Origin of the sequence: Rathayibacter sp. Leaf248 (assembly GCF_920939495.1) — a bacterium.
Taxonomy (GTDB): domain Bacteria; phylum Actinomycetota; class Actinomycetes; order Actinomycetales; family Microbacteriaceae; genus Rathayibacter; species Rathayibacter caricis.
This window is the reverse complement of the sequence record NZ_CAKLAV010000001.1, coordinates 1,096,689-1,119,103: the sequence shown is the minus strand read 5'-3', so window position 1 is coordinate 1,119,103 and position 22,415 is coordinate 1,096,689. Positions and strand designations below refer to the sequence as shown.

Genomic DNA, 22,415 nt, shown 5'->3' with positions numbered 1-22,415 from the left:
CGTGCCGCTCGACGCCCTCGGCGACGCCGCGATCGCGCTCCGCCACCCCGCCGCGAACTGGCGGGAGGCCGTCCTCGAGGCCGGCCGCGCCCTCGAGCGCAGCGGAGCGGTCGACCCGGCCTACTCGCGACGCATGGTCGAGCAGATCGATGTGCTCGGCCCCTACATCGTCATCGCACCGGGGCTCGCCCTGGCGCACGCCCGCCCGGGCAACGACGTCCACAGCGACGGCCTGTCCGTCGTCACGCTCGCCGAGCCCGTCGCCTTCGGACACGGCACCAACGATCCGGTCTCGGTCGTCATCGGCATCGCCGCCACGCAGGCGCACGGCCACGTCGGCTTCGTCGCCGGTCTCGCCGACGTCCTCAGCCGCCCCGACGCGATCGGTGCCCTCGCCGCAGCGCGGACGGTCGGCGGCGTCAACGCCGTCCTCACGGACGCCACCCCGCACCACGGAAGAAGCTCATGAAGATCGTCACCCTCTGCGGCGCCGGAATCGGCACCTCCGCCATCCTCAAGCTCGGCGCCGAGCGCGCGCTCGAGGCCCTCGACCTCGAGGCCGAGGTCGTCGCCTCCGACATCGCCTCGGTCGACGCCCTCGCCGCCGACGCGCAGGTCATCCTCACCTCCGGCGAACTCGTCGACCGGATCGGCCGGACCTTCGCCGAGGTCGTCATCATCGACAACTACCTCGACCAGGCCGAGATCACGGCGAAGATCGAGCGCGCCCTGGGTTGATCCGCTGTGCCGATTCCTGAGCCGCCCCCTGTGCGGCTCAGCGCAGTCGGCTTCTCGGGATGGTGCGTTCCGTGGAGCGGGTCGCGTCGCGCTGTCCGGAATCGCTTGGCACGCGATTCCGGATCGCGCGCTCCCTGCGGGGCGGCGATACGGAGGCCTCCACCAGCGGTGATCGTCGACGACGAGTGGCCGTCACTACCGGGCCGTTTCGGAAGAGCCGGGACGGGTGCCGCGAGATGCCGCATCGGGCCGGCGCGCACCCGGGGGAGGGGTGCTCGAGTGGCGTCTCGCGGCGGGGGTCAGCGGAGGAGGGACTCGGCGCCGGTGCGGAGGGCGGAGAGGCGGGCGGAGACGGTGGAGCGGCGGGACGAGGGGTCGGCGTCCGAGGACCAGGCGTCGAGGTAGAGCTTGACCTTGGGCTCGGTGCCGCTGGGGCGCACGATCAGGCGCGCTCCGTCGAGGGTGAAACGCAGTGCATCCGTCGGCGGCACATCGCCCTCGACCTCGAGCAGGTCCTCGACCCGCTGCACCGGCAGTCCACCGATCGACGTCGGAGGGGCGCTGCGCACCGCCGCCATGATCCTGCCGATCTCGGACAGATCGGTCACCCGAAGCGAGATCTGCTCGGAGCCGAAGAGGCCGAAGCGGTCGGCGAAGGCGTCGAGCTGGTCGGCGATGGTCCTCCCCTCCGATGCCAGACCGCTCGCCAGGTCGAGGAACGCCAGAGCCGCCGAGATCCCGTCCTTGTCGCGCACCGTCCGGGGATTCACGAGATAGCCGAGCGCCTCCTCGTACCCGAAGACGAGATCGGGCACCCGCGAGATCCACTTGAAGCCCGTGAGCGTCTCGACGAACGTCAGCCCGTAGTCGGCCGCGACCGCTCCGAGCGCGGGGGAGGAGACGATCGAGCACGCGAGCGCTCCGCCCACGCGTCCTTCGGCGCGAGCGCGCTCCGCGGCGCGCCAGCCGAGCAGCGCACCGACCTCGTTGCCGGTGAGCCGGCGGAAGCCGTCCGCGGTGCTGTCGTCCGGGATCGCCGCGGCGAACCGGTCGGCGTCGGGGTCGTTGGCCACGATCAGGTCGGCACGACCCGTCCGGGCGGTCGCGAAGGCGAGGTCCAGCGCGCCCTCCTCCTCCGGATTGGGGAACGCGACCGTGGGGAACGCGGGATCCGGGTCGATCTGCTCGACCACGACGAGCGGCTCGTCGAAGTCGGCGGCCGAGAGCACGCGGTGCGCGGTCTCCCAGCCCACCCCGTGCATCGCCGTGTAGACGACGCGCAGCGGAGCGGTCTGCCGGCCGACCGCGCCCGTCGCGTCGATGTAGGCGGTCACCACCGACTCGTCCGCCGTGCGGTACTCCCCGCGAGGGAGTTCGGTGACCCGACGCGTCCGCGCGACGTCGAGGATCCGCTCGGCGATCCCGGCGTCGGCCGGAGGGACGATCTGCGAGCCCTGGTCGTCGCCGCCGAGGTACACCTTGTAGCCGTTGTCCTGGGGCGGATTGTGGCTCGCCGTCACCATGACGCCCGCATCGGCGTCGAGATGGCGCACCGCGAAGGCCAGCACCGGAGTGGGGAGCAGGCGCGGCAGCAGCACGGCGTCGACGCCCGCGCCGGCCATCAGCGCGGCGGAGTCCTCGGCGAAGACGCGCGAGTTCTTCCGGCCGTCGTAGCCGATGACGACGACGGGGCGCTCGATCCCCTGCGAGAGGAGGTGCTCGGCGAGGCCGACGGCGGCCTGCGAGACCAGCACGCGGTTCATCCGGTTCGACCCCGCGGCGATCGCCCCGCGCAGCCCCGCGGTGCCGAACGCGAGCCGGGAGCCGAAGCGGTCCTCGAGCTCGGCCGTCGCGTCGGCGTCGCCCGCCTCGTCGGCGACGAGCAGCCGCACGAGCTCCTCGCGCGTCTCCGGATCGGGGTCCTGCGCCAGCCAGTCCTCGGCGAGGGCGCGGATCCCCGCGGTCACAGGGTCCCCGTGATGCCGGCCAGGAGGCGGGCGAGGTCGTCCTCGGCGTTCCGGCCGGCCTCCAGCACCTCCTCGTGGCTGAGGGCCGTCTTCTGGATCCCGGCGGCCAGGTTCGTGATCAGCGACATGCCGAGCACCTCCATGCCGGCCTCGCGCGCGGCGATCGCCTCGAGCGCCGTCGACATGCCGACGATGTGCCCACCGATGATGCGGGCCATCTGCACCTCGGCCGGGGTCTCGTAGTGCGGACCGCGGAACTGGACGTAGACGCCCTCGTCGAGCTCGGCGCGGGTCTCGCGGGCGAGCGCGCGCAGACGCGAGGAGTAGAGGTCGGTGAGGTCGACGAACGTCGCCCCCTCGAGCGGCGAGTCGGCGGTCAGGTTGATGTGGTCGCTGATCAGCACCGGCGTGCCGGGCGTCCAGTGCTCCTTGATGCCTCCGGCGCCGTTCGTGAGGATCATCACGGTCGCGCCCGTGGCGGCGGCGGTCCGCACGCTGTGTGCGACGCGGCGCACGCCGTAGCCCTCGTAGTAGTGGGTCCGCGCCCCGATGATCAGCGCCCGCTTCCCGGTCGGCAGCAGGACCGAGCGGAGGGTGCCGCCGTGGCCGTGCACGGCCGGTCGCGAGAAGCCGACGATGCGGGTCGCGTCGACCGTCGCGGTCGTCTCGCCGATCAGGTCGGCGGCCTTGCCCCACCCGCTGCCGAGCGTGAGGGCGATGTCGTGTCTCTCGACGCCCGTCTCCTCGGCGATCTGAGCGGCGGCCTCACGGGCGATCGCGAAGGGATCGGCGTCGGCGGGATCGAGCGGATTCGGGGTCTGGTCGGCCATTCCCCCACCCTATCCACGGCTCACGGGGAGCAGCGGGCACGCAGCGGCGCGGCAGGGCGCCGCACCGATTGGGCGAACTCCCAGAGACGGAGGACAATGGGAGTCATGGCTTACGAGTTCGAGCGCACGCAGAGGATCGCCGTACTCGGAGGGGGACCCGGCGGCTACGAAGCCGCCATCGCCGGTGCGCAGCTGGGCGCCGAGGTCACGCTCGTCGAGCGGGTCGGAGTGGGCGGCTCGGCCGTCATCACCGATGTCGTGCCGTCGAAGTCGCTGATCGCGACCGCGGAGGCGACCAATGCGATCGGGGAGGCCGCTGATCTCGGCGTCCAGTTCTTCACCCGCTCCGAGCAGACGAACAAGCCCGTCCGGCCCGAGGTGGCCGTCAACCTGGCCACCGTCAACAAGCGCCTGCTCGGTCTCGCGCGTCAGCAGTCCGAGGACATGCGCGCCAACCTCGTGCACCACGGCGTCCGCATCGTCTCGGGCGACGGTCGCCTCGACGGGTCGAACGCGCTGATCGTCTCGACCGCTCCCGGCGAGGAGGGCATGGACTTCGACCGCATCGAGGCCGACACCATCGTCGTCTCGGTCGGAGCGAGCCCGCGCGTGCTCCCGTCCGCCGCTCCCGACGGCGAGCGGATCATGAGCTGGACCCAGCTCTACAACCTCAAGACCGTGCCCGAGCACCTCATCGTGGTCGGCTCCGGCGTCACCGGCGCCGAGTTCGCCTCCGCTTACCGGGCGCTGGGCGCGAAGGTGACGCTCATCTCCTCCCGCGACCAGGTCCTGCCCGGCGAGGACGCCGACGCCGCTGCCGTGATCGAGAACGTCTTCAAGCGCAACGGCATGACCGTCCTCTCGAAGTCCCGCGCCGATCGCGTCGAGCGGACCGAGAAGGGCGTCCGCGCCGTCCTGTCCGACGGGCGGGTCGTCGAGGGCTCGCACTGCCTGATGGCCGTCGGCTCCGTGCCGAACACGGCGGGCATCGGCCTGGAGGAGGCGGGCGTGCAGCTGACGGAGTCGGGCCACATCCGGGTGAACCGCGTCGCGCGCACCAGCGTCCCGTCCATCTACGCCGCCGGAGACTGCACGACGTTCCTCCCGCTCGCCTCCGTGGCCGCGATGCAGGGCCGCACCGGAGTGTTCCACGCCATGGGCGACGCCGTGAACCCCACCGAGGTGCGCAACGTCGCGGCGAACATCTTCACCCAGCCCGAGATCGCGACCGTCGGCTGGAGCCAGCGCGAGATCGAGGAGGGAATCGCCCAGGGGGAGATCTACAAGCTGCCCCTCGCCGCCAACCCGCGCGCGAAGATGATGGGCATCCGCGACGGCTTCGTGAAGCTCTTCGCCCGCACCGGCTCCGGCACCGTCATCGGCGGAGTCATCGTCGCCCCGAAGGCCAGCGAGCTGATCTTCCCCCTCGCTCTCGCCGTGGAGCACCGCTTGACCGTCGATCAGGTTGCCCGGGCCTTCACCGTCTACCCGAGCCTCACCGGCTCGATCTCGGACGCGGCGCGTGCCATGCACATCGTGAGCTAGCGCTCATCGTGAGCTCGCTCACGATGAGCGCTAGCTCACGATGTGCGGTGCCCTTTTCTGAGCCGCTCCCTGCGCGGCTCAGCGCGGTCGGCAGGGCGATTGGTGCGTTCTATTAAGCGGGATGCGTCGCGCTGCTTCGAATCGCTCGCACGCGATTCTCACTCGCGCGCTCGTGCCGTGTCTGCGATCCGGTGGCGCGCTTCTGCTGATCCCGGAACGAAGGTCGAGAGCGCGGATCGGGGCTGACGCCACCGCTCTCGGTTGAGGGCGCTCGCCCCCCTTGCTGATCGAGTAGCCCGCGGAGCGGGCGTATCGAGATCCACCGACGACGGACGCGCGCGAGCGATCACCGCCCACGCGACGGACGCGCGGGAGCGATCACCGTCCACGCAACGGACGCGCGGGAGCGATCACCGTCCACGCAACGGACGCGCGGGAGCGATCACCGTCCACGCAACGGACGCGCGGGAGCGATCACCGCCCACGCGACGGACGCGCGGGAGCGACCGCCCGCCGCAGCCGACTCGCGTCAGACGATCTGCAGGAGCACGTGGCCCGCGGAGACCGTGGTGCCGGCCTCGGCGGACAGGCCGGTGACGACGCCGTCCTTGTGGGCGGTGAGCGGCTGCTCCATCTTCATGGCCTCGAGGACCACGACGAGGTCGCCCGTCACGACCGAGTCGCCCTCGGCGACCGCGACCTTGACGATGGTCGCCTGCATCGGGGAGGTGACGGAGTCGCCGGTGACGGTGCTGACCGAGCCCGACCCGCGGCGCTTGGGCACCGACGCCGTCGCGGCGCGCGACGGTCCGGAGCGGGCGAACTCGCTCGGCAGCGTGACCTCGACACGACGCCCGTCGACCTCGACGACCACGTTCTGGCGGGCGGCGGGTTCGGGGATCGCGCCCGGCTCCCCGCTCCACGCCTCGATCGTGTTGTCGAACTCCGTCTCGATCCAGCGCGTGTAGATCGTGAAGGGCGCATCGCCCTCGGGGGCGAAGGCGGGATCGCGCACGATCGCGCGGTGGAAGGGGAGGACGGTCGGCAGGCCGGTCACCTCGAACTCCTCCAGGGCGCGGCGCGATCGCTCGAGCGCCTCGGCTCGGGTGCTGCCGGTGACGACGAGCTTCGCGAGCAGGGAGTCGAAGGACCCCGAGATCACGTCGCCCGCGACCACGCCGGAGTCGACGCGGACGCCGGGTCCACCCGGCGCCTTGAACACGTGGACGGGTCCGGGAGCCGGCAGGAAGCCGCGTCCGGCGTCCTCGCCGTTGATGCGGAACTCGAACGAGTGGCCGCGCGGGGTGGGGTCGTCGTAGTCGAGCACACCGCCCTCGGCGAGGCGGAACTGCTCGCGCACGAGGTCGATGCCGGTGATCTCCTCCGAGACGGGGTGCTCGACCTGCAGTCGCGTGTTCACCTCGAGGAACGAGACGGTCCCGTCCTTGCCGACGAGGAACTCGCACGTTCCGGCGCCCAGGTACCCGACCTCGCGGAGGATCGCCTTCGACGCCCGGTAGAGCTCGGCGTTCTGCTCGTCGGTGAGGAACGGCGCGGGCGCCTCCTCGACCAGCTTCTGGTGCCGTCGCTGCAGCGAGCAGTCGCGGGTTGAGACGACGACGACGTTGCCGTGGGCGTCGGCGAGGCACTGGGTCTCGACGTGGCGCGGCTGGTCGAGGTACTTCTCGACGAAGCACTCGCCGCGCCCGAAGGCGGCGACCGCCTCGCGGGTGGCGGAGGCGAACATCTCCTCGACCTCGTCGCGCTCGCGGGCGACCTTGAGGCCGCGACCGCCGCCTCCGAACGCCGCCTTGATGGCGACGGGCAGGCCGTGCTGGTCGACGAACTCGAGCACCTCGGCGGCACCCGAGACGGGGTTCAGGGTGCCGGGGGCCAGCGGCGCCCCGACCTTCTCGGCCACGTGGCGAGCCGACACCTTGTCGCCGAGGCGCTCGATGGCGTCGGGGCTCGGGCCGATCCAGATCAGGCCGGCGTCGATGACCGCACGGGCGAAGTCGGCGTTCTCGGCGAGGAAGCCGTAGCCGGGGTGCACGGCGTCGGCGCCCGAGCGGCGGGCGACCGAGAGGAGCTTCTCGATGACGAGGTAGGTCTCGGCGCTGGTGGTGCCGCCGAGCGCGTAGGCCTCGTCGGCGAGGCGGCTGTGCAGGGCGTCGCGGTCCTGGTCGGCGTAGACGGCGACGGAGGCGATTCCGCTGTCGCGGGCGGCTCGGACGACTCGGACGGCGATCTCGCCTCGGTTGGCGATGAGCACCTTCGTAATACGCGACATGGTTCCCCACCCTAGGGGGCCCTCAGAGGATGCCCGTGGCGGCTCACCACAAAGAAGCGCGGGGGCTTCGTCGGTTCCGCACAACCCGGTGCGGAGTCAGCGGTTCCAGAGCGAGGTCCACGGCACGCCGAGCTCGCGGACCAGCGAGCGCAGAGCGGGCACCGACATCCCGATCACCGTGGAGGGGTCCCCCTCGATCCGCGTGATGAAGCCGGCGGCGAGGCCGTCGATGGTGAACGCTCCGGCCACCTCGAGGGGCTCGCCCGTCGCGACGTAGGCGTCGATCTCGTCGTCCTCGATGTCGGAGGCGAAGTGCACGGCCGCGGAGGTGACCGTGCCGACCTCCGCGTGCACCTCCCCGCCCCGGTGGTCGATCAGCCAGTGCCCGGAGTGGAGGCGGCCCTCCCGGCCGCGCTGCGCCCGCCAGCGCTCGCGAGCCCGCTCGGGCTCGTGCGGCTTGCCGTGGACCACGCCGTCGAGCACGAACGCGGAGTCGCCGCCGAGGACGAGACCGTCGACGTCGGGGCCCAGAACGGCGCGCGCCTTCGCGCGGGCGAGCAGCGCCACCACGGCGTCGGCGTCGAGCGGAGCGCCCGACTCCTGCTCGGCCAGGGCGACCGCCGCCGGCTCGTCGACCTGTGAGGGCACGACGACGGGCTCGATGCCCGAGGACCGCAGCAGCGCCAGGCGCGCGGGGGAGGTGGAGGCGAGGTAGAGGCGCATGCGTGCTCCCTGCGGCCGGGCCCCCGCTGTGGGATGCTCGATGGATGTTGAAGTCCGCGTCCCGCACACCCTCCCGTCCCTCCGAGGACGACGGCGTGCTCGGGACGCAGGTCGAGCTCGAGATTAGCAACGTGGCCCACGGAGGCGTGTTCGTCGCCCGCCACGAGGGCCGCGTGGTCTTCGTCCCCGACGTGCTCCCGGGCGAGCGGGTCCGGGCGCGCATCAGCGAGGTCCGCCACGACAGCTTCTGGCGGGCCGACGCCCTCGAGGTCCTCGAGTCGTCCCCCCACCGCGTCGCGCACGTCTGGGCCGAGGCATCGATCGACCGCCGCCCGGAGGACCGTGTCGGCGGTGCCGAGTTCGGCCACGCCGCGCTCGCGCACCAGCGCGAGCTCAAGCGCACGGTCCTCGAGGACGCGTTCGCCCGCTTCGCGCGGCAGGAGGTCAGCGTCGAGGTGTCGCCCATCGAGGGCGACGACGAGACCCGCGGCCTCGGCTGGCGCACGCGCAACCGCCTGCACGTGGACGACGACGGCCGCGTCGGTCCGTACGCGTCGCGGAGCCATCACGTCGTGACCGTCGACACGCTCCCGCTCGCGACCGCCGCCAGCGCCGCCGCAGCCCCGCTCGACGGCCGGCTCGCTCCCGGCTCGGTGGTCGACCTGGTCGATGCGGCCGGGTCCGAGGGCGCCGCGGTCCTCGTGCACGACCCGTCCGACAAGAAGGCCCGTCGCGACCGCACCGTCGTGACCGAGTTCGTCGCCGACCGGACCTTCCACGTCGACCGCTCCGGCTTCTGGCAGGTGCACCGCGGAGCCGCGGCGGCCCTCTTCGAGGCCGTTCAGACGGCCGTCGACCCCGAGCGGAGCGACCCCCGTGGGGCCAACCACGACCTCTACGGCGGAGTCGGCCTGCTCGCGGCGGCGCTCGCCGACCGTCTCGGAGCCGGCCTCCGCGTGACCAGCGTCGAGAGCGACGCCCGCGCCACCGAGCACGCGCTGGAGAACCTGTCGGACCAGGTCGGCGCCCGCGCGGTGACCGCCCGGGTCGACCGCTACCTCCGGGACGCTCTCGCCCAGGCCGACGCGCGCGAGCGCGAGCGCTGGCGCTCGGCGACAGTCGTGCTGGACCCGCCCCGCTCGGGTGCGGGCCGCGCGGTCACCGACGCCCTCGTCGAGCTCGCTCCCGCTCAGCTCGTCTACGTGGCGTGCGATCCGGTCGCCCTCGCGCGCGACGTGGGAGCTCTGGCGGCCGGCGGCTACGAGCTCGAGCGCCTCGACGGCTTCGACCTCTTCCCGAACACCTCGCACGTCGAGGCCGTCGCGCGGCTGGTGCGCCGCTCCGCCTGACCCCGGCGTCGCTACGATGACCCCGACGGACCCGAGGGAGTGGACCTGTGAACGCTGAGCCTGTCGGGGAGCCGCGCGTGCGGGTCGCCATCGTCGACGACCACGAGTCGGTGCGCCTGGGCGTCGCCGCAGCGATCGAGAACGCCGGGATGCACGTGGTCGCCGCCGCCGAGACCGTGCGCGTCCTCGAGCAGGTCCTCGACGGATCCGAGATCGAGGTCCTGGTGCTGGATCTCTCCCTGAACGACGGCTCGAGCATCACCGCGAACGTGAAGTGGGGCCAGGTCCGCGGATCCGCGGTCCTCGTGCACAGCATCGCCGACCGCGTGGTGGCCGTGCGGGAGGCCCTGGCGGCCGGCGCGGCCGGGGTGATCCCGAAGTCGTCGCCGATGTCCACCGTGATCGCGGCCATCCGCACCGTCGCCCGCGGCGAAGTGCTGAACAACCTCGAGTGGGCGTCGGCGATCGACGCGGACGACGACTTCGCGCGAGCGGTCCTCGGCCGTCGCGAGCGCGACGTGCTGCACCTCTACGCCTCCGGTCTCCCGTTGAAGCTCGTCGCCGACCGGCTGCAGATCTCGGTGTCGACGGCGAAGGAGTACCTCGACCGGATCCGCGACAAGTACGTCGAGATCGGCCGACCCGCGCCGACGAAGGTCGACCTGCTCCGCCGCGCCGTGGAGGACGGGATCCTGCCCGGCATCGATCCGGATGACGGCGATGCCGGTCGCTGACGCTCCGCCGACGGGTGCGCCGGCGAACCGGCTGCGGATCGACCGGATCGTCACCACGGTCCTCTCGCTCTTCGGCTTCGGCTTCGCCCTGCAGACGGTCCCGCCGATCCTCGACCAGCTGCGGTTCCTCCAGCCGGCGGTGGCCTGGCCGGTGCTGGCCCTGGTCTTCGGCGCGCTGGCCGCGGCCGTCGGCACCGCGGTCGTCCACCGCGGCACGCGCATCACCGGTGTCCTCGTGGCGGGCGCCCTCCTCCTCGCGCTGCTGACGTGGCCGCTGAGCGTCGTCCCGGGCGAGGTCCTGCCCGCGATGCCTTATGTCTTCTACCTGCTGACGCTGGGCACGGCCTTCTGCACCCTCGTCGCTCCGCTGCGGGTGGCGGTCGTCTACGCCGTCGTCACCCCGGTGCTCTTCTGCGTGCTGCGGGTGCTGCCGTCGGGCGGAGCCGTCGAGCCGACCCGAGCAGTGCTGGACGCCTTCTACGTGGGCATCGTCGGCTTCGTCATGCTCGTGCTGATCTCGGTGCTCCGGCAGTCGGCCGAGGAGGTCGACCGCGCCCAGACCACGGCGATGGAGCAGTACGAGGCGGCCATGCGCCAGCACGCGGGGGAGGTCGAGCGGATCGAGGTCGACGCTCTCGTGCACGACAACGTGCTCGCGACGCTCCTCGCGGCCGCCACCGCGGAGTCGCCCTCCCAGCGCGCGCTCGCGTCGTCCATGGCCCGCCGGACCCTCGCCGTGCTGCTGCCCGAGAAGGAGTCGGACGTCGCGGAGGGGGCGGTGCCACTCGAGGTCGTCGAGCGGCAGCTCGCGCACGCCGCGTCGACCTTCGCCGCCGATCTCGACGTGGGGACCGCTCCGGCGGCCGATCCCCGGACGGCGTCCGTTCCGCGCACCGTGGCGGAGGCGGTCCTCGGAGCCGTCTGGCAGGCGCTGTCGAACAGCGTCCAGCACGCGGGACCCGGCGATCAGGTGCGCCGCACCGTGCGAGGGCTGCTCGACGTGGACTCCGTCGAGGTGGTGGTCGAGGACGACGGGCGCGGCTTCCGCGTCGCCGATGTGCCGCGCGAGCGACTGGGCATCCGGCTCTCGATCCTCGAGCGGGTGCACAACGTGAGCGGAGATGCGCGGGTGGAGTCCCGCCCCGGGGAGGGCACCCGCGTCGTGATCGGCTGGAGTGCCCGGACAGCCGCCGCGCGGTCGGGGACCGGCTCGTGATCGCGTATCCGCGCCCGCTGCTCTACGCGCTCGGCGCGGGCTTCTCGCTGTACCACGTGGTCCTCGCGTTCTTCTCGTACCGCAACTCCCCGCCCAGCACCTTCGATCTGCTCGCGGTCGCCCTGTACGTGGCGGCGACGGTGGTGGCGCTCTGGCCGTCCGCCACGACGCGCCTGTCGACTCCCGTGGCCGCGTCGATGACGGTGGTGGCCGTCGCCCTGCCCCTCCTCGTGGCACCGGCGCTCGATCCCGCGGCGCCGAACGGCTACTCGACCTGGTACATCGCCGCCGTGGGCACCCTGATGACCATCGTGTGCTCCCGCAGCCGTCCGGTGTTCGCCTGGACCGGCATGCTCGTCCTCATCGTGCACACGATGATCTGGGCGGGACCGCTCTCGCTCTTCACGCTCGGCGTCATCGGCAACCTGGCCTGGGTCGGCTCAGCGCAGGCACTCATCATCGAGCTCGGCCGAGCAGGATCCGAGGCGCGGGTGCTCGAGGCGGCGGAGCGCGCCGCGACGTCGTGGCGGGCGGCGGAGGAGGCGCACCTGACGGAGCGCGAGATCCGCCTCGAGCAGACCCGCGCGATCGCCTCCGACATGCTCCGTCGCATCGCGAGCGAGCAGGGGCTGAGCGACGAGGAGCGCATGGAGTGCCGCCTCCTCGAGGCCTCGGTGCGCGACGAGATCCGCGGGCGACGGCTTCTCGACGACGACGTCAGGCGGCTCGTCCTCGACGCGCGGAGGCGAGGAGTGACCGTGTCGGTCCTCGACGACGGCGGGCTCGATCACTCGTCCGAACGGGAGAGCAGGCGCGTGCTGCACGAACTCGCCCAGGCGCTCGCGGGGATCCGCCACGGAGTCGACCGCATCGTCGTCCGGACGGCGTCGGCTGACTCGCCCTCCGCCGTGACGATCGTCGGGCTGCGGACGGCCGGCGACGGCAGCGCGGTCGCGCTCGGCTCCGACGACTCGGCCGACGAGGTCGACGCCTGGGTCGAGATCCGCCGCGACGACCAGCGGGTCTGACCGGGGCGACGGCGGACATCCCTCCGCGGAGGAGTTCCTCGCGTCCAGGAGCCCGCTCTGCGGAGTCGAGGAGCGCCCATCGGACGAGTTGCGCGCATCGCAGAAGGACAGCGGGTCGAACGAACACAACGGGTTAAAAGAGTGCGGCGGGCTGTCCGCTCCTCCGAAGAGGGGGCCCAGCCCGCCGTCAAACCCCGAGTGAGGGTAACAACCCGAATATTACCCTCACTCGCCCCCAAAACACCCGCCTCATTACCCTGGTCGGCGAGTGATTGGCGATGCCCCCTCCGAGGAGTGAACACCTAACACGGATAATCATGCTCAGATCGGAAGGGGCCTGATAGTCGTCACTTTAGGGGACTAATCGGGGTACAAAATTCATCTTCTCCGCCGCTGCGGGCCCCTGGAGCGCAGAGGGCCGTCAGCCGGCGAAGGAGCGCCACGCGCCCGGTGCCGCGTGCAGGGGCGCCCGGACGGCGTGGGAGCGGTCGTTCCACCCGCTCATCAGCTCCTGCGACTCCTCGACCTCGTCCGCGCCCTGAGTCGCGAGAGCGGTGACGACGGCGGTCACCGCGGCGATCTGCCGGGCGTCGAGCCCGGGGGTCGAGATGACGACGGAGGGGGCGGAGTCCTGTTCGCTCATCCCGCGACGGTACCGCATGCTCTGCGGCGGCGTTCGGCGCAAGGTGATTATGCTGACGCCGGACGCCGCCGGAGCGACGACCGACCGTCGTCGAACCAGGAGCACCTCCCGATGCCGTCGTGGATCCCCCCGCACGCCGTGTCCGCCGTCCGCGGTCTGCTCGCCGGCGCCCGTCGGTCGCCGGCCGCGGTCGGGCTGGTGCTCCTCGTGATCGGCGCGAGCGCCGCTGCGGGCACCCTCGCGGGGCCCGCTTCAGCCACGACAGCCGCGTGGTGGGCCGCCGGATCCGGCTCCCTGCTGGGTGGCCGCCCGTGGACCGCGGTCACCGCGCTCGTGATCGCCGCCGATCCTCTGCAGCTCGTGCTCGAAGCGGTGCTCGCCCTGCTGCTCCTGGTGATCGCCGAGCGCCGCCTCGGGTCGTGGCGGACGGTGCTCGCCTTCGTGATCACGGGAACGACCGGGATCGTCCTCGGCGTGCTCCTCCAGGTCGTCGGCGCGGCCGCGGGGGAGTGGTGGGCGAGCGACACGATCGGCGACACCGCGTTCGATCCGCTGACCGGAGCGGTGGGCGCGCTGCTCACGTCCACCGCGTTCATGGGCGCTCTGTGGCGTCGACGCCTGCGCGTCACCGTGTTCGCCCTCGTGCTCATGTTCGTGCTCTACGCCGGCGATCCCGCCGACGTCCACCGCCTCCTCGCCGGAGTCGCGGGACTGGGCCTCGGTGCCGTCCTCGCGGGCCCGGTCGCCGGCGTCCGCCCGCACCGGCCCGCACCCAGCTCTCACCGCGAGTCGCGCGGCCTGCTCGCAGCCGTCGTGGCCGTCACCGCCCTCGGCCCGCTCGTCGCCGTCCTGTCCGACTCGGGCTACGGCCCCTTCTCGTTCCTCGGTCGACTCCTGCAGAGCGCGTTCACCGGTACGGGCGATCTCGAGGATCCCTGCGCGCGGCTGACCCGCCACTGCACCCACCACGTGCAGTTGAGCCTCGTGCAGCCGGGAGCCATCCTGCTGACGTTCGTGCCCCTGATTCTGCTCCTGGTCGCCGCGCGGGGTCTGCGGTCCGGCCGGCGTCTCGGACTCGTCCTCGCCGTCGGCGTCAACGGGGCGATCGTCGTCCTCGACGTGCTGTCGCTCCATCACGCGGCGCGGCATCCGGAGTTCGAGCACCACGCCGAGTACCTGCTCTGGGTCGCGACGACGGTCCTCGTCCCCCTGGCCGTCGTCGCGCTCCTGCTCGCCGGACGCCGGCACTTCCGCGTACTCGCGCCGCGTGCCGCGGCCCGCCGCTGGCGGCGCGCGATCGGTGCCGCCTTCGTGGCCGGTCTGGGCGGCTACCTGGCCGTCGCCTTCGCGGCGCGGACGAGCTTCGAGCCCGCCGTCGACGGGGGAGGTCTCCTCGTCGGAGGACTCCTGCGGTTCGTGCCCGTCGGCTTCCTCGGGGGCGCCGGTCGGCTCCCGATGCCGGGCGATCCTCTCGCCCGGGTCGTGTCCGACTGGGTGGGGCCGGCGTTCTGGCTGCTCGTGGTGATCGCCGTGGTGGCCCTGTTGCGCGCCACCGACGCGCAACGGTCCCGAGGCGACGGAGCGGTGTACCGCGGGATCCTCGCGCGCCACGGCGCCGGGAGTCTCGGCCACCAGGGCACCTGGCAGGGGAACGACCACTGGATCGCTCCGGACGGCGAGGGCGGAGTGGCCTACCGGGTCGTCGGGGGGATCGCGATCGCGCTCTCGGATCCGGCGTGCGCCCTTGAGCGTCGCGACGAGGTCGTCGCGGGCTTCCTCCGGCACTGCGACGAGCGCGGCTGGTCGCCCGTGTTCTACAGCGTCCACGACGAGCTCCTGCCCGTGTTCGACCGCCTCGGCTGGTCACGGGTCTCGGTCGGCGAGGAGACGGTCGTCGACCTCGCAGGGTTCGAGCTGACCGGCAAGCAGTGGCAGAAGGTGCGCTACCCGCTGAACCGGGGGCTGAAGCTCGGCATCGAGGCGGTGTGGACCACCTGGCCGGAGCTGTCGCTCGCGACCTCGAACAGCATCGTCGACCTCTCGGAGCGCTGGGTCGCCGAGAAGGCCCTCCCCGAGATGGGCTTCACCCTGGGCGGTCTCGACGAGGCCCGCGACCCGGAGGTGTCCCTCCTGCTGGCCGTGGGACCGGACGGCGTGCTGCAGGGCGTGACCAGCTGGCTGCCGGTGCGCCGCGACGGCCTGATCGTGGGATGGACGCTCGACTTCATGCGCCGCTCCGACGACGCCATGCCCGGGATCATGGAGTTCCTGATCGCCTCCGCGGCCCTGCGCGCGAAGGAGGACGGTGCCGAGTACGTCTCGCTGTCGGGTGCTCCGCTCGCCACCGCGCCCGTCGCCGAGGGGGAGGCGCCGCCCGAGCCGACCGTGCTCTCGCGCCTGCTCGACTTCCTCGCGCGGACGCTCGAGCCCGCCTACGGATTCATGTCGCTCTTCCGGTTCAAGGCGAAGTTCCATCCGCGCTACGAGGGGCTCTGGCTGGCCTACCCCGACGCGATGCGGCTGCCGCAGATCGGCACGGCGCTGGCGCGCGCCTACCTCCCGGACCTCTCGGCCCGCGACGCACTGGCGTTCGCCCGGACGCTGGGCGCGCGGCCCGAGGAGCACGAGACGCCCGTCCGCAACGCCGGCTGAGTCGTCAGGCGCCGTCGGCCGCCGACCAGATCTCGAAGTCGAGGTCGGGGAAGCCGTCGGCGTCCTGCTCACCGACGACGGGCTGCACGAGCGAGCCGACCGGAACGCGTCGGGCGGCCAGGTCGGCGAGAGTCGCGGCGTCGCCGGGCAGCGATTCCGGGCCTCCGGCCGCGCTCGAGGCGAGCTGGCTGGTCGGCTCGAGCAGCAGCTCCGCCTCGTCCGTTCCTCCGCTCTCGGTCAGACCGGGCACGACGACCGTGTCGGCCGTCCGGGCGTAGTCGAGGACGGCGTGAGCGACGGCGTCCCCGACGACCAGCGAGCCTCCGGCGTAGCGCAGAACCTTCATGGTCGTGACCTCTCCCCGTGTGCGATGGGCTCGGCACCGGGGGCCGGGGTGCGCCCTCCCCACTGTACGGCGGGCGCGAGCGGGCGCGCAGGCCGATGCGCGGGAGGGGCCCGCGCGGACCGCCTAGAGCCGCAACTCGCCGGCGACGACTCGGCTCGCGACGAGGGTGAGCGCCGTCGAGTTCGAGCGGGCGTGCCGGCGCAGGATCTGGAACGCCTCGTCGGTCGAGATCTCGCGGGCGTAGGCGACCGCGCCCTTGGCCTGCTCGATGAGCACGCGGCTGTTCAGAGCGTGCTGCAGCTGATCGCGCACGGTGTCGCTCTCGAGCAGGGCCCGCTGGTGCAGGATCCCGATGGTCGCGACATCGGCGAACGCCTGCGCGACGGCGACGTCGTCGGCCGGCAGCGTGCCCGGCTCGGAGCGGAAGAGGTTGAGCGATCCGATGCACTCGCTGCGCAGGCGCATCGGGACGCAGTGCACCGAGCGGAGTCCGAGTTCGAGAGCGCGGTCCCGGAAGGGCTCCCAGCCCGCGCGCACGTCGCGGATGTCGGGCACCACCACGGCCTCGCCGGTCGTGAGGCACTCCATGCAGGGCCCGGACTCCTCCCGGAGCTGCAGCAGCCCGATCAGGCGGGAGTCCTCGTCGGTCGACGCGAGCACCTCGGCGACGCCCCCGGCGTCGCGCAGCACGATGCCCGCCGAGGCGGCCTCGAAGAGCGCGGCGCTGCGGTCCACGAGGGTCTGGAGGAGTTCCACCGTGTCGTAGTCGTCGACGAGGGTGTCGGAGAGGGTCACGAACGTCTCGATGAGGTCGTGCTCCCGTGAGCGGGCCGCCATGCAGTCGATCCTAGATTTCGAGGGGAGGAGGGGGGAACCCGGTGCGGCGGCCGACGATCTCCTCGGCGACCTCCGCGACCGGGCGGCCCTGCGCGAACGCATGGGCCCTGAGCAGCAGGAGGGACTCCTCCGCCGAGATGCCGTGCCGAGCGAGGATCATCCCCGTCGCCTGGTGGATGATGCGGCGCGAGTGCACGTTGCTGCTCGCGGCGGTCCCGCTGTCCGAGAGGACATGGGCGACGACGCGCAGTGCCGTGCCGGGCGTGCGCGCGCGGATCCGCTCGATCACCGCGGCGGGCAGCGGACCCGCGGTGGTGCTGTAGAGGTCGACCACGCCCACGTCGAGCCCCGCGATGCGCAGAGGGAACGCGTAGACCGCGTCCAGGGGCAGCCGGCCGACCTCGGCCGCGAACAGGGGCCAGCGCTCGGCCGCGTCGCGCACGTCGTCGACGAGCACCGGCGTGCGGCGCCGCGCGGCATCCCAGCAGGGCCCCTCGCCGAGGTCGAGCTGGATCTCGTCGAGGCGCGCAGCGACGTCGTCGCTCGCCGAGACGGTCTCGCCGCCGAACGACGAGCCGATCGTCGAGATGGCCGCGCCGCGCACGGGGAACTCGTCGGCGTACGAGGAGGACAGGGTCGAGAGGGAGTCGGTCGCCATGCCCGCTCCCTCCGTCATTCCGCAGCGGATGCCGTCGTCGCCGCCCACGCTAACAGGAGGGCGGCCGCCGGATCAGAGCGGGATGTTGCCGTGCTTCTTGGCGGGCAGGTTCGCGCGCTTGGTGCGCAGCGCCCGCAGCGCCTTGATCACGGAGACGCGGGTGGCCGACGGCTCGATGACGCCGTCCAGCTCGCCGCGCTCGGCGGCCAGGAACGGGCTCGCCACGTTGTAGGTGTACTCGTTCGCGAGACGAGTGCGGACGGCGGCGACGTCCTCGCCCGCCTCCTCCGCCTTCCTGATCTCGTTGCGGTAGAGGATGTTGACCGCGCCCTGGCCGCCCATGACCGCGATCTCGGCGGTCGGCCAGGCCAGGTTGATGTCGGCGCCGAGCTGCTTGGAGCCCATGACGATGTACGCGCCGCCGTAGGCCTTGCGGAGGATCACGGTGACCAGGGGCACGGTGGCCTCGGCGTAGGCGTAGAGCAGCTTGGCGCCGCGGCGGATCACGCCGGTCCACTCCTGGTCGGTGCCGGGGAGGTAGCCGGGCACGTCGACGAGCGTGAGGATCGGGAGCGAGAACGCGTCGCAGAAGCGCACGAACCGCGAGGCCTTCTCGCCCGCCTCGATGTTGAGCGTGCCGGCCATGGCGCTCGGCTGGTTGGCGATGATGCCGACCGAGCGGCCCTCGACGCGGCCGAAGCCGATCACGATGTTGGGGGCGAACAGCGGCTGCACCTCGAGGAAGTCGCCCTCGTCGACGATGTGCTCGATCACGACGCGCATGTCGTACGGCTGGTTCGGGCTGTCCGGGATGACTGTGTCGAGGAAGCGGTCGGAGTCGGTGGTCTCGAGGTCGACCTCGGTGTCGAAGACGGGAGCCTGCGAGAGGTTGTTGTCGGGGAGGAAGGAGAGGAGCGTCCGCGCGTAGTCGAGGGCGTCGTTCTCGTCGCTCGCGAGGTAGTGCGAGACGCCCGAGATCTTGTTGTGGGTGAGCGCGCCGCCCAACTCCTCCATGCCGACGTCCTCGCCGGTGACGGTCTTGATCACGTCGGGGCCGGTCACGAACATCTGGCTGGTCTTGTCGACCATGATCACGAAATCGGTCAGAGCGGGGGAGTACACCGCTCCTCCGGCCGCGGGCCCGCAGATGATCGAGATCTGCGGGATGACACCGCTGGACGCGGTGTTCCGGCGGAAGATCTCGCCGTACTTGCCCAGGGCCACCACGCCCTCCTGGATGCGGGCTCCGCCGGAGTCGAGGATGCCGATGATCGGGACGCCGGTCTTCAGCGCGAGGTCCATGACCTTGATGATCTTCTCGCCCGCGACCTCGCCGAGCGAGCCGCCGAAGATCGTGAAGTCCTGCGAGTAGACGGCGACCTGGCGACCGTGGATGGTGCCGGTGCCGGTGACGACCGCGTCGCCGTAGGGGCGCTTCTTCTCCATGCCGAACGCGTGGGTGCGGTGGCGCACGAACTCGTCCAGCTCCACGAAGGAGCCCGGGTCCAGAAGGGTGTCGATGCGCTCGCGGGCGGTCATCTTGCCCTTGGCGTGCTGCTTCTCGATCGCGGCCTCACCGCTCGCGGTGACCGCCTCGTGGTACCGGGCCTTGAGGTCGGCGATCTTCCCCGCGGTCGTGTACATGTCGGGCGCAGGACGTTCGATGTTCGCGGTCACCCGCTCACCTTACCGGCGGGGGTAGGGGCGCCCCCCTTGTCGTGAGGGCACAGGGAGCGGCCTGCCGCGCGGGAGGATCCGCACAAGGACTCCCGCCTCCGGGCTCCTCGGAGAGGGCGCGAGTACCGTGGCGGCATGCAGCTCCCGCTCTCCCGCTCCGTGTCCCCGAAGGTGCTGTGGGAGGAGCACGCCGGCTCGACGAACGACGTGCTCCGCGAGTACGCCACCCGCGCGCCGGACCAGTGGCCGCACCTCGCGGTGGTGGCGACCGACGACCAGCGGGCCGGCCGCGGCCGCCTGGGCCGGGTCTGGCAGGCACCGGCTGGTCGGACCCTCGCCGTCTCGGTCCTGGTCGACGCCTCAGGACTTCCGGCCGGCGCCTCCGGATGGCTGCCGCTGGTCGCGGGTGCGGCGCTCGCCCGGGCGCTCGCCCCGCTGGTCGCACTCCCGGTCGCCGTGAAGTGGCCCAACGACGTGCTCCTCGACGGCCGCAAGACCGCCGGCATCCTCGCCGAGCGGCTCCCCGACGGCCGCGTGATCCTGGGAACGGGCGTGAACCTGCTCCTCACGGAGGACGAGCTCCCCGTGCCGACCGCGACCTCGCTCGCTCTCGCCGGCGCCCGGACCACCGACGCCGACGCCGTCCTCGCGGCGTACCTCACCGAGCTCTCGGCCCTGCTCGCACCCCTGCTCTCGCTGCGCGACGCCGAGGCGGCCGGCACCGCCGCCGCCGTGCGCGAGCGCTGCGGCACCCTCGGCCTCCGCGTACGCGTGGAGCTCCCCGACGGCTCGGTGCACGAGGGGACCGCCCTCGAGCTGGACGCCGACGGTCGGCTCGTCGTTCAGCTCGCGGACGGACCGCGCGCGTTCTCGGCGGGCGACGTCACCCACCTGCGGCAGTGAGGAGGGGGCGATGACGACGGACGCACCCGAGCTCGAGCTCGCGCGGCTGACCCCTCGGGCGAGGAAGGCGGTGGCCCCGGTGATCGGCTTCCTCCTCCTCACCTGGTCGGGGTTCTACTTCGCCGCTCAGTTCGACCTGGGGCTCCAGCGGTGGATCATCGCGCTCGGCACGGCCGTCCTGGTGCTCCTGCTCTGCGCCCCCTCGGCGCTGCGCTCGGCGGGGATCCGCTACCGGATCACCACGCGCGCCCTGCACGCGCGGCGCGGCCTCGTGGGCGTCCGGCGCGCCGAGGTCGTGTTCGATCCGCGGATGAGCGTCCGGGTCGCGCGGTCGGTGACCCAGCGGTTCGCCCGGTGCGCCGACGTCGTGATCGAGCAGGACGGCGCGGAGGTGTTCGTGCTGCGCGACCTGCCCGATCCCGGGCTCGCCGCGATCGTGCTCCGCGACGCCATCGCCGCGTCGCCGCGGCCGCTGCCGGCGTGGGAGGACCCGGTGCGGCCCGAGTGAGGGCGTCGGTACCATGGAGCCGCCCCGCGCCAGCGGGCGGAGACGGAGGAGCGCCATGCGCGTCGGCGTGATCGGTGGCGGCCAGCTCGCCAGGATGATGATCCCCGCGGCCGTCGAGCTAGGGATCGACATCGCCGTCCTCGCCGAGACCGAGGGCGCTCCCGCGGCGCTCGCGGCGACGCAGGTCGGCGACTACCGCGACGAGGCGGTGGTGCTCGCGTTCGCCGAGACCGTCGACGTCGTGACCTTCGACCACGAGCACGTCCCGCAGCCGATCCTGCGCGAGCTCGTCGCCCGCGGGATCCCCGTGCATCCGGGCCCGGACGCCCTCCTCTACGCGCAGGACAAGCTGCTCATGCGGCGCAGGCTCTCCGATCTCGGCCTGCCGGTCCCGGACTGGGCGGAGGTGTCCTCGGCCGACGAGCTCGCCGCGTTCCTCGACGACCACGGCGGCCGTGCCGTCGTCAAGACGGCCCGCGGCGGCTACGACGGCAAGGGCGTGCGGGTCGTCCGCGGCGCCGCGGAGGCCGACGACTGGTTCGAGGCGCTCGCCGAGGACGGTCGCGGCGGCTCCCTGCTCGTCGAGGAGCTCGTCGACTTCCGGCGGGAGCTCGCGCAGCTCGTCGCCCGCCGCCCCTCCGGCGAGACGGTGCTCTGGCCGGTCGTCGAGTCCGTGCAGCGCGACGGCGTCTGCGCGGAGGTCTTCGCCCCTGCTCCCGCCTCCGCCGGACGCGTCGCCGCGATGGCGGCGGAGATCGCCGAGTCGATCGCCGAGCGCCTGGGCGTCACCGGCGTCCTCGCCGTCGAGCTCTTCGAGACGACCGACGACCGCATCCTGGTCAACGAACTGGCCATGCGGCCGCACAACAGCGGTCACTGGACCATGGACGGCTCCACCACCTCGCAGTTCGAGCAGCACCTGCGCGCGGTCCTCGACCTGCCGCTCGGAGCGACCGGCTGCCGCGACCCGTGGACCGTCATGGTGAACGTGCTCGGCGGACCGCAGGGCGAGTCGCTGACCGATCGCTACCCCCGCGTGCTGGCGGAGCACCCGGGCGTCAAGGTGCACAACTACTCCAAGCAGCCGCGCCCCGGCCGCAAGGTCGGCCACGTGAACGCGACCGGCGACGAGCTCGAGAGCGTCGTCTACGAGGCGCGAGCCGCGGCGGCGCTTCTCACCGACTGACACGTACCATGGTGGCCGTGACGAGCCGACTGACGACCCCCGCCCCCGCCGGAGACCCCACCGTGAGCGCGGATGCGCTCGTGAACGGATCCGCGCCGGTCGTCGGCGTCGTCATGGGCTCCGACTCGGACTGGTCGGTCATGCAGGCCGCGTCGACGACCCTGACGGAGTTCGGCGTGGCCCACGAGGTCCGAGTCGTCTCGGCCCACCGGACCCCGGAGGCGATGATCGCGTACGGCCGCGACGCGCGCTCCCGAGGCCTCAAGGCGATCATCGCCGGTGCGGGCGGCGCCGCCCACCTCCCGGGCATGCTCGCGGCCGTGACTCCGCTGCCCGTCATCGGCGTGCCCGTGCCGCTCGCGCGCCTGGACGGCCTCGACTCCCTCCTCTCGATCGTGCAGATGCCCGCGGGCGTCCCCGTCGCGACCGTGTCCATCGGCGGAGCCCGCAACGCCGGGCTGCTCGCCGTCAAGATCCTCGCCACGGCCGACGACGCGCTCTCGGAGCGCCTCGTCGCGTTCGCCGCCGACCTCGAGACCCAGGTCGCCGCGAAGAACGACGCCCTGGTGGCGAGCCTGTGACGGC

The 22,415-nt window shown here is 72.5% G+C and carries 21 protein-coding genes; 12 read left to right on the top strand and 9 right to left on the bottom strand.

Features of this window, described 5'->3' with window-relative positions:
* The first annotated feature begins 1 nt into the window (after position 1).
* Both LRG51_RS05460 and LRG51_RS05455 read left to right on the top strand, forming a co-directional pair.
* Positions 2 to 469, top strand: coding sequence for a PTS sugar transporter subunit IIA (locus tag LRG51_RS05460; RefSeq protein WP_055788042.1), 468 nt, complete (start codon positions 2 to 4; stop codon positions 467 to 469).
* On the top strand, positions 466 to 738 hold the full coding sequence (locus LRG51_RS05455; protein ID WP_055788046.1) for a PTS sugar transporter subunit IIB: 273 nt from the start codon (positions 466 to 468) through the stop codon (positions 736 to 738). Before LRG51_RS05460 ends, LRG51_RS05455 begins: the two co-directional genes overlap by 4 nt.
* 299 nt (positions 739 to 1,037) lie before the next feature.
* Here LRG51_RS05455 and LRG51_RS05450 read toward each other — a convergent pair whose 3' ends face one another.
* The gene (locus LRG51_RS05450) at positions 1,038 to 2,705 is read right to left on the bottom strand and encodes a phospho-sugar mutase (protein ID WP_230671560.1); all 1,668 of its coding nucleotides are present in this window, start codon (positions 2,703 to 2,705) and stop codon (positions 1,038 to 1,040) included.
* Complete coding sequence (locus LRG51_RS05445; protein WP_107574796.1) at positions 2,702 to 3,535, bottom strand: purine-nucleoside phosphorylase; 834 nt, start codon at positions 3,533 to 3,535, stop codon at positions 2,702 to 2,704. The genes LRG51_RS05450 and LRG51_RS05445 overlap by 4 nt, the downstream gene beginning before the upstream one ends.
* Before the next feature lie 105 nt (positions 3,536 to 3,640).
* On the opposite strand from LRG51_RS05445, the gene LRG51_RS05440 reads away from it, so the two are divergent.
* On the top strand, positions 3,641 to 5,080 hold the full coding sequence (locus LRG51_RS05440; protein ID WP_055788056.1) for an NAD(P)H-quinone dehydrogenase: 1,440 nt from the start codon (positions 3,641 to 3,643) through the stop codon (positions 5,078 to 5,080).
* A gap of 529 nt (positions 5,081 to 5,609) precedes the next feature.
* Here LRG51_RS05440 and LRG51_RS05435 read toward each other — a convergent pair.
* Positions 5,610 to 7,370 (bottom strand): acetyl/propionyl/methylcrotonyl-CoA carboxylase subunit alpha, encoded by a 1,761-nt coding sequence (locus LRG51_RS05435; RefSeq protein WP_230671558.1) that lies wholly within the window; start codon positions 7,368 to 7,370, stop codon positions 5,610 to 5,612.
* A gap of 96 nt (positions 7,371 to 7,466) precedes the next feature.
* The gene (locus LRG51_RS05430) at positions 7,467 to 8,093 is read right to left on the bottom strand and encodes a Maf family protein (RefSeq protein WP_230671556.1); all 627 of its coding nucleotides are present in this window, start codon (positions 8,091 to 8,093) and stop codon (positions 7,467 to 7,469) included.
* Between the two features lie 44 nt (positions 8,094 to 8,137).
* On the opposite strand from LRG51_RS05430, the gene LRG51_RS05425 reads away from it, so the two are divergent.
* Genes LRG51_RS05425 through LRG51_RS05410 form a run of 4 tightly spaced genes read left to right on the top strand, consistent with a single transcriptional unit; the run spans position 8,138 to position 12,420 of the window.
* Positions 8,138 to 9,442, top strand: a complete 1,305-nt coding sequence (locus LRG51_RS05425; protein WP_230671554.1) for a class I SAM-dependent RNA methyltransferase — start codon at positions 8,138 to 8,140, stop codon at positions 9,440 to 9,442.
* A gap of 47 nt (positions 9,443 to 9,489) precedes the next feature.
* Positions 9,490 to 10,176 carry a response regulator transcription factor gene (locus LRG51_RS05420; RefSeq protein WP_055788068.1) on the top strand — a complete coding sequence of 229 codons (687 nt, stop codon included), beginning with the start codon at positions 9,490 to 9,492 and terminating at the stop codon, positions 10,174 to 10,176.
* Positions 10,163 to 11,392 (top strand): ATP-binding protein, encoded by a 1,230-nt coding sequence (locus LRG51_RS05415; protein WP_230671552.1) that lies wholly within the window; start codon positions 10,163 to 10,165, stop codon positions 11,390 to 11,392. The genes LRG51_RS05420 and LRG51_RS05415 overlap by 14 nt, the downstream gene beginning before the upstream one ends.
* Positions 11,389 to 12,420: a hypothetical protein gene (locus LRG51_RS05410; protein ID WP_107574801.1), complete on the top strand. Its 1,032-nt coding sequence runs from the start codon at positions 11,389 to 11,391 to the stop codon at positions 12,418 to 12,420. The genes LRG51_RS05415 and LRG51_RS05410 overlap by 4 nt, the downstream gene beginning before the upstream one ends.
* Positions 12,421 to 12,841: 421 nt before the next feature.
* On the opposite strand, the gene LRG51_RS05405 is transcribed toward LRG51_RS05410, so the two are convergent.
* Positions 12,842 to 13,063 (bottom strand): acyl-CoA carboxylase subunit epsilon, encoded by a 222-nt coding sequence (locus tag LRG51_RS05405; RefSeq protein WP_055788077.1) that lies wholly within the window; start codon positions 13,061 to 13,063, stop codon positions 12,842 to 12,844.
* A gap of 111 nt (positions 13,064 to 13,174) precedes the next feature.
* Here LRG51_RS05405 and LRG51_RS05400 point away from each other — a divergent pair, with 111 nt between their 5' ends.
* Complete coding sequence (locus LRG51_RS05400; RefSeq protein ID WP_230671550.1) at positions 13,175 to 15,715, top strand: bifunctional lysylphosphatidylglycerol flippase/synthetase MprF; 2,541 nt, start codon at positions 13,175 to 13,177, stop codon at positions 15,713 to 15,715.
* Positions 15,716 to 15,719: 4 nt separating this feature from the next.
* Here LRG51_RS05400 and LRG51_RS05395 read toward each other — a convergent pair whose 3' ends face one another.
* From LRG51_RS05395 to LRG51_RS05380, 4 genes are all read right to left on the bottom strand, one after another.
* Entirely contained in the window at positions 15,720 to 16,061 is a 342-nt protein-coding gene (locus LRG51_RS05395) for a hypothetical protein (RefSeq protein ID WP_055788083.1), read from the bottom strand.
* A 123-nt stretch (positions 16,062 to 16,184) separates the two neighbouring features.
* Positions 16,185 to 16,898: a GAF and ANTAR domain-containing protein gene (locus tag LRG51_RS05390; protein WP_107574805.1), complete on the bottom strand. Its 714-nt coding sequence runs from the start codon at positions 16,896 to 16,898 to the stop codon at positions 16,185 to 16,187.
* A gap of 10 nt (positions 16,899 to 16,908) precedes the next feature.
* Positions 16,909 to 17,556 (bottom strand): GAF and ANTAR domain-containing protein, encoded by a 648-nt coding sequence (locus LRG51_RS05385; RefSeq protein WP_055788089.1) that lies wholly within the window; start codon positions 17,554 to 17,556, stop codon positions 16,909 to 16,911.
* A 72-nt stretch (positions 17,557 to 17,628) separates the two neighbouring features.
* Positions 17,629 to 19,200, bottom strand: coding sequence for an acyl-CoA carboxylase subunit beta (locus tag LRG51_RS05380; protein WP_055788093.1), 1,572 nt, complete (start codon positions 19,198 to 19,200; stop codon positions 17,629 to 17,631).
* A 168-nt stretch (positions 19,201 to 19,368) separates the two neighbouring features.
* On the opposite strand from LRG51_RS05380, the gene LRG51_RS05375 reads away from it, so the two are divergent.
* The 4 genes from LRG51_RS05375 to purE all read left to right on the top strand — a co-directional run bounded on the left by LRG51_RS05375 (position 19,369) and on the right by purE (position 22,411).
* Positions 19,369 to 20,136: a biotin--[acetyl-CoA-carboxylase] ligase gene (locus LRG51_RS05375; RefSeq protein ID WP_055788096.1), complete on the top strand. Its 768-nt coding sequence runs from the start codon at positions 19,369 to 19,371 to the stop codon at positions 20,134 to 20,136.
* A gap of 10 nt (positions 20,137 to 20,146) precedes the next feature.
* Positions 20,147 to 20,644, top strand: a complete 498-nt coding sequence (locus LRG51_RS05370; RefSeq protein WP_055788099.1) for a PH domain-containing protein — start codon at positions 20,147 to 20,149, stop codon at positions 20,642 to 20,644.
* Between the two features lie 55 nt (positions 20,645 to 20,699).
* Complete coding sequence (locus LRG51_RS05365) at positions 20,700 to 21,830, top strand: 5-(carboxyamino)imidazole ribonucleotide synthase (RefSeq protein WP_107574809.1); 1,131 nt, start codon at positions 20,700 to 20,702, stop codon at positions 21,828 to 21,830.
* Between the two features lie 113 nt (positions 21,831 to 21,943).
* Complete coding sequence (purE, locus tag LRG51_RS05360) at positions 21,944 to 22,411, top strand: 5-(carboxyamino)imidazole ribonucleotide mutase (RefSeq protein ID WP_055789047.1); 468 nt, start codon at positions 21,944 to 21,946, stop codon at positions 22,409 to 22,411.
* The last annotated feature ends 4 nt before the right edge of the window (positions 22,412 to 22,415 follow it).

Bases quoted from the DNA above. Each gene is read 5' to 3' on its own strand.
- LRG51_RS05455 (WP_055788046.1), top strand. From the start codon at position 466: ATGAAGATCGTCACCCTCTGCGGCGCCGGAATCGGCACCTCCGCCATC.
- LRG51_RS05445 (WP_107574796.1), bottom strand. From the start codon at position 3,535: ATGGCCGACCAGACCCCGAATCCGCTCGATCCCGCCGACGCCGATCCC.
- LRG51_RS05440 (WP_055788056.1), top strand. From the start codon at position 3,641: ATGGCTTACGAGTTCGAGCGCACGCAGAGGATCGCCGTACTCGGAGGG.
- LRG51_RS05435 (WP_230671558.1), bottom strand. From the start codon at position 7,370: ATGTCGCGTATTACGAAGGTGCTCATCGCCAACCGAGGCGAGATCGCC.
- LRG51_RS05430 (WP_230671556.1), bottom strand. From the start codon at position 8,093: ATGCGCCTCTACCTCGCCTCCACCTCCCCCGCGCGCCTGGCGCTGCTG.
- LRG51_RS05425 (WP_230671554.1), top strand. From the start codon at position 8,138: ATGTTGAAGTCCGCGTCCCGCACACCCTCCCGTCCCTCCGAGGACGAC.
- LRG51_RS05415 (WP_230671552.1), top strand. From the start codon at position 10,163: ATGCCGGTCGCTGACGCTCCGCCGACGGGTGCGCCGGCGAACCGGCTG.
- LRG51_RS05405 (WP_055788077.1), bottom strand. From the start codon at position 13,063: ATGAGCGAACAGGACTCCGCCCCCTCCGTCGTCATCTCGACCCCCGGG.
- LRG51_RS05400 (WP_230671550.1), top strand. From the start codon at position 13,175: ATGCCGTCGTGGATCCCCCCGCACGCCGTGTCCGCCGTCCGCGGTCTG.
- LRG51_RS05395 (WP_055788083.1), bottom strand. From the start codon at position 16,061: ATGAAGGTTCTGCGCTACGCCGGAGGCTCGCTGGTCGTCGGGGACGCC.
- LRG51_RS05390 (WP_107574805.1), bottom strand. From the start codon at position 16,898: ATGGCGGCCCGCTCACGGGAGCACGACCTCATCGAGACGTTCGTGACC.
- LRG51_RS05385 (WP_055788089.1), bottom strand. From the start codon at position 17,556: ATGGCGACCGACTCCCTCTCGACCCTGTCCTCCTCGTACGCCGACGAG.
- LRG51_RS05380 (WP_055788093.1), bottom strand. From the start codon at position 19,200: ATGTACACGACCGCGGGGAAGATCGCCGACCTCAAGGCCCGGTACCAC.
- LRG51_RS05375 (WP_055788096.1), top strand. From the start codon at position 19,369: ATGCAGCTCCCGCTCTCCCGCTCCGTGTCCCCGAAGGTGCTGTGGGAG.
- LRG51_RS05370 (WP_055788099.1), top strand. From the start codon at position 20,147: ATGACGACGGACGCACCCGAGCTCGAGCTCGCGCGGCTGACCCCTCGG.
- LRG51_RS05365 (WP_107574809.1), top strand. From the start codon at position 20,700: ATGCGCGTCGGCGTGATCGGTGGCGGCCAGCTCGCCAGGATGATGATC.
- purE (WP_055789047.1), top strand. From the start codon at position 21,944: ATGGGCTCCGACTCGGACTGGTCGGTCATGCAGGCCGCGTCGACGACC.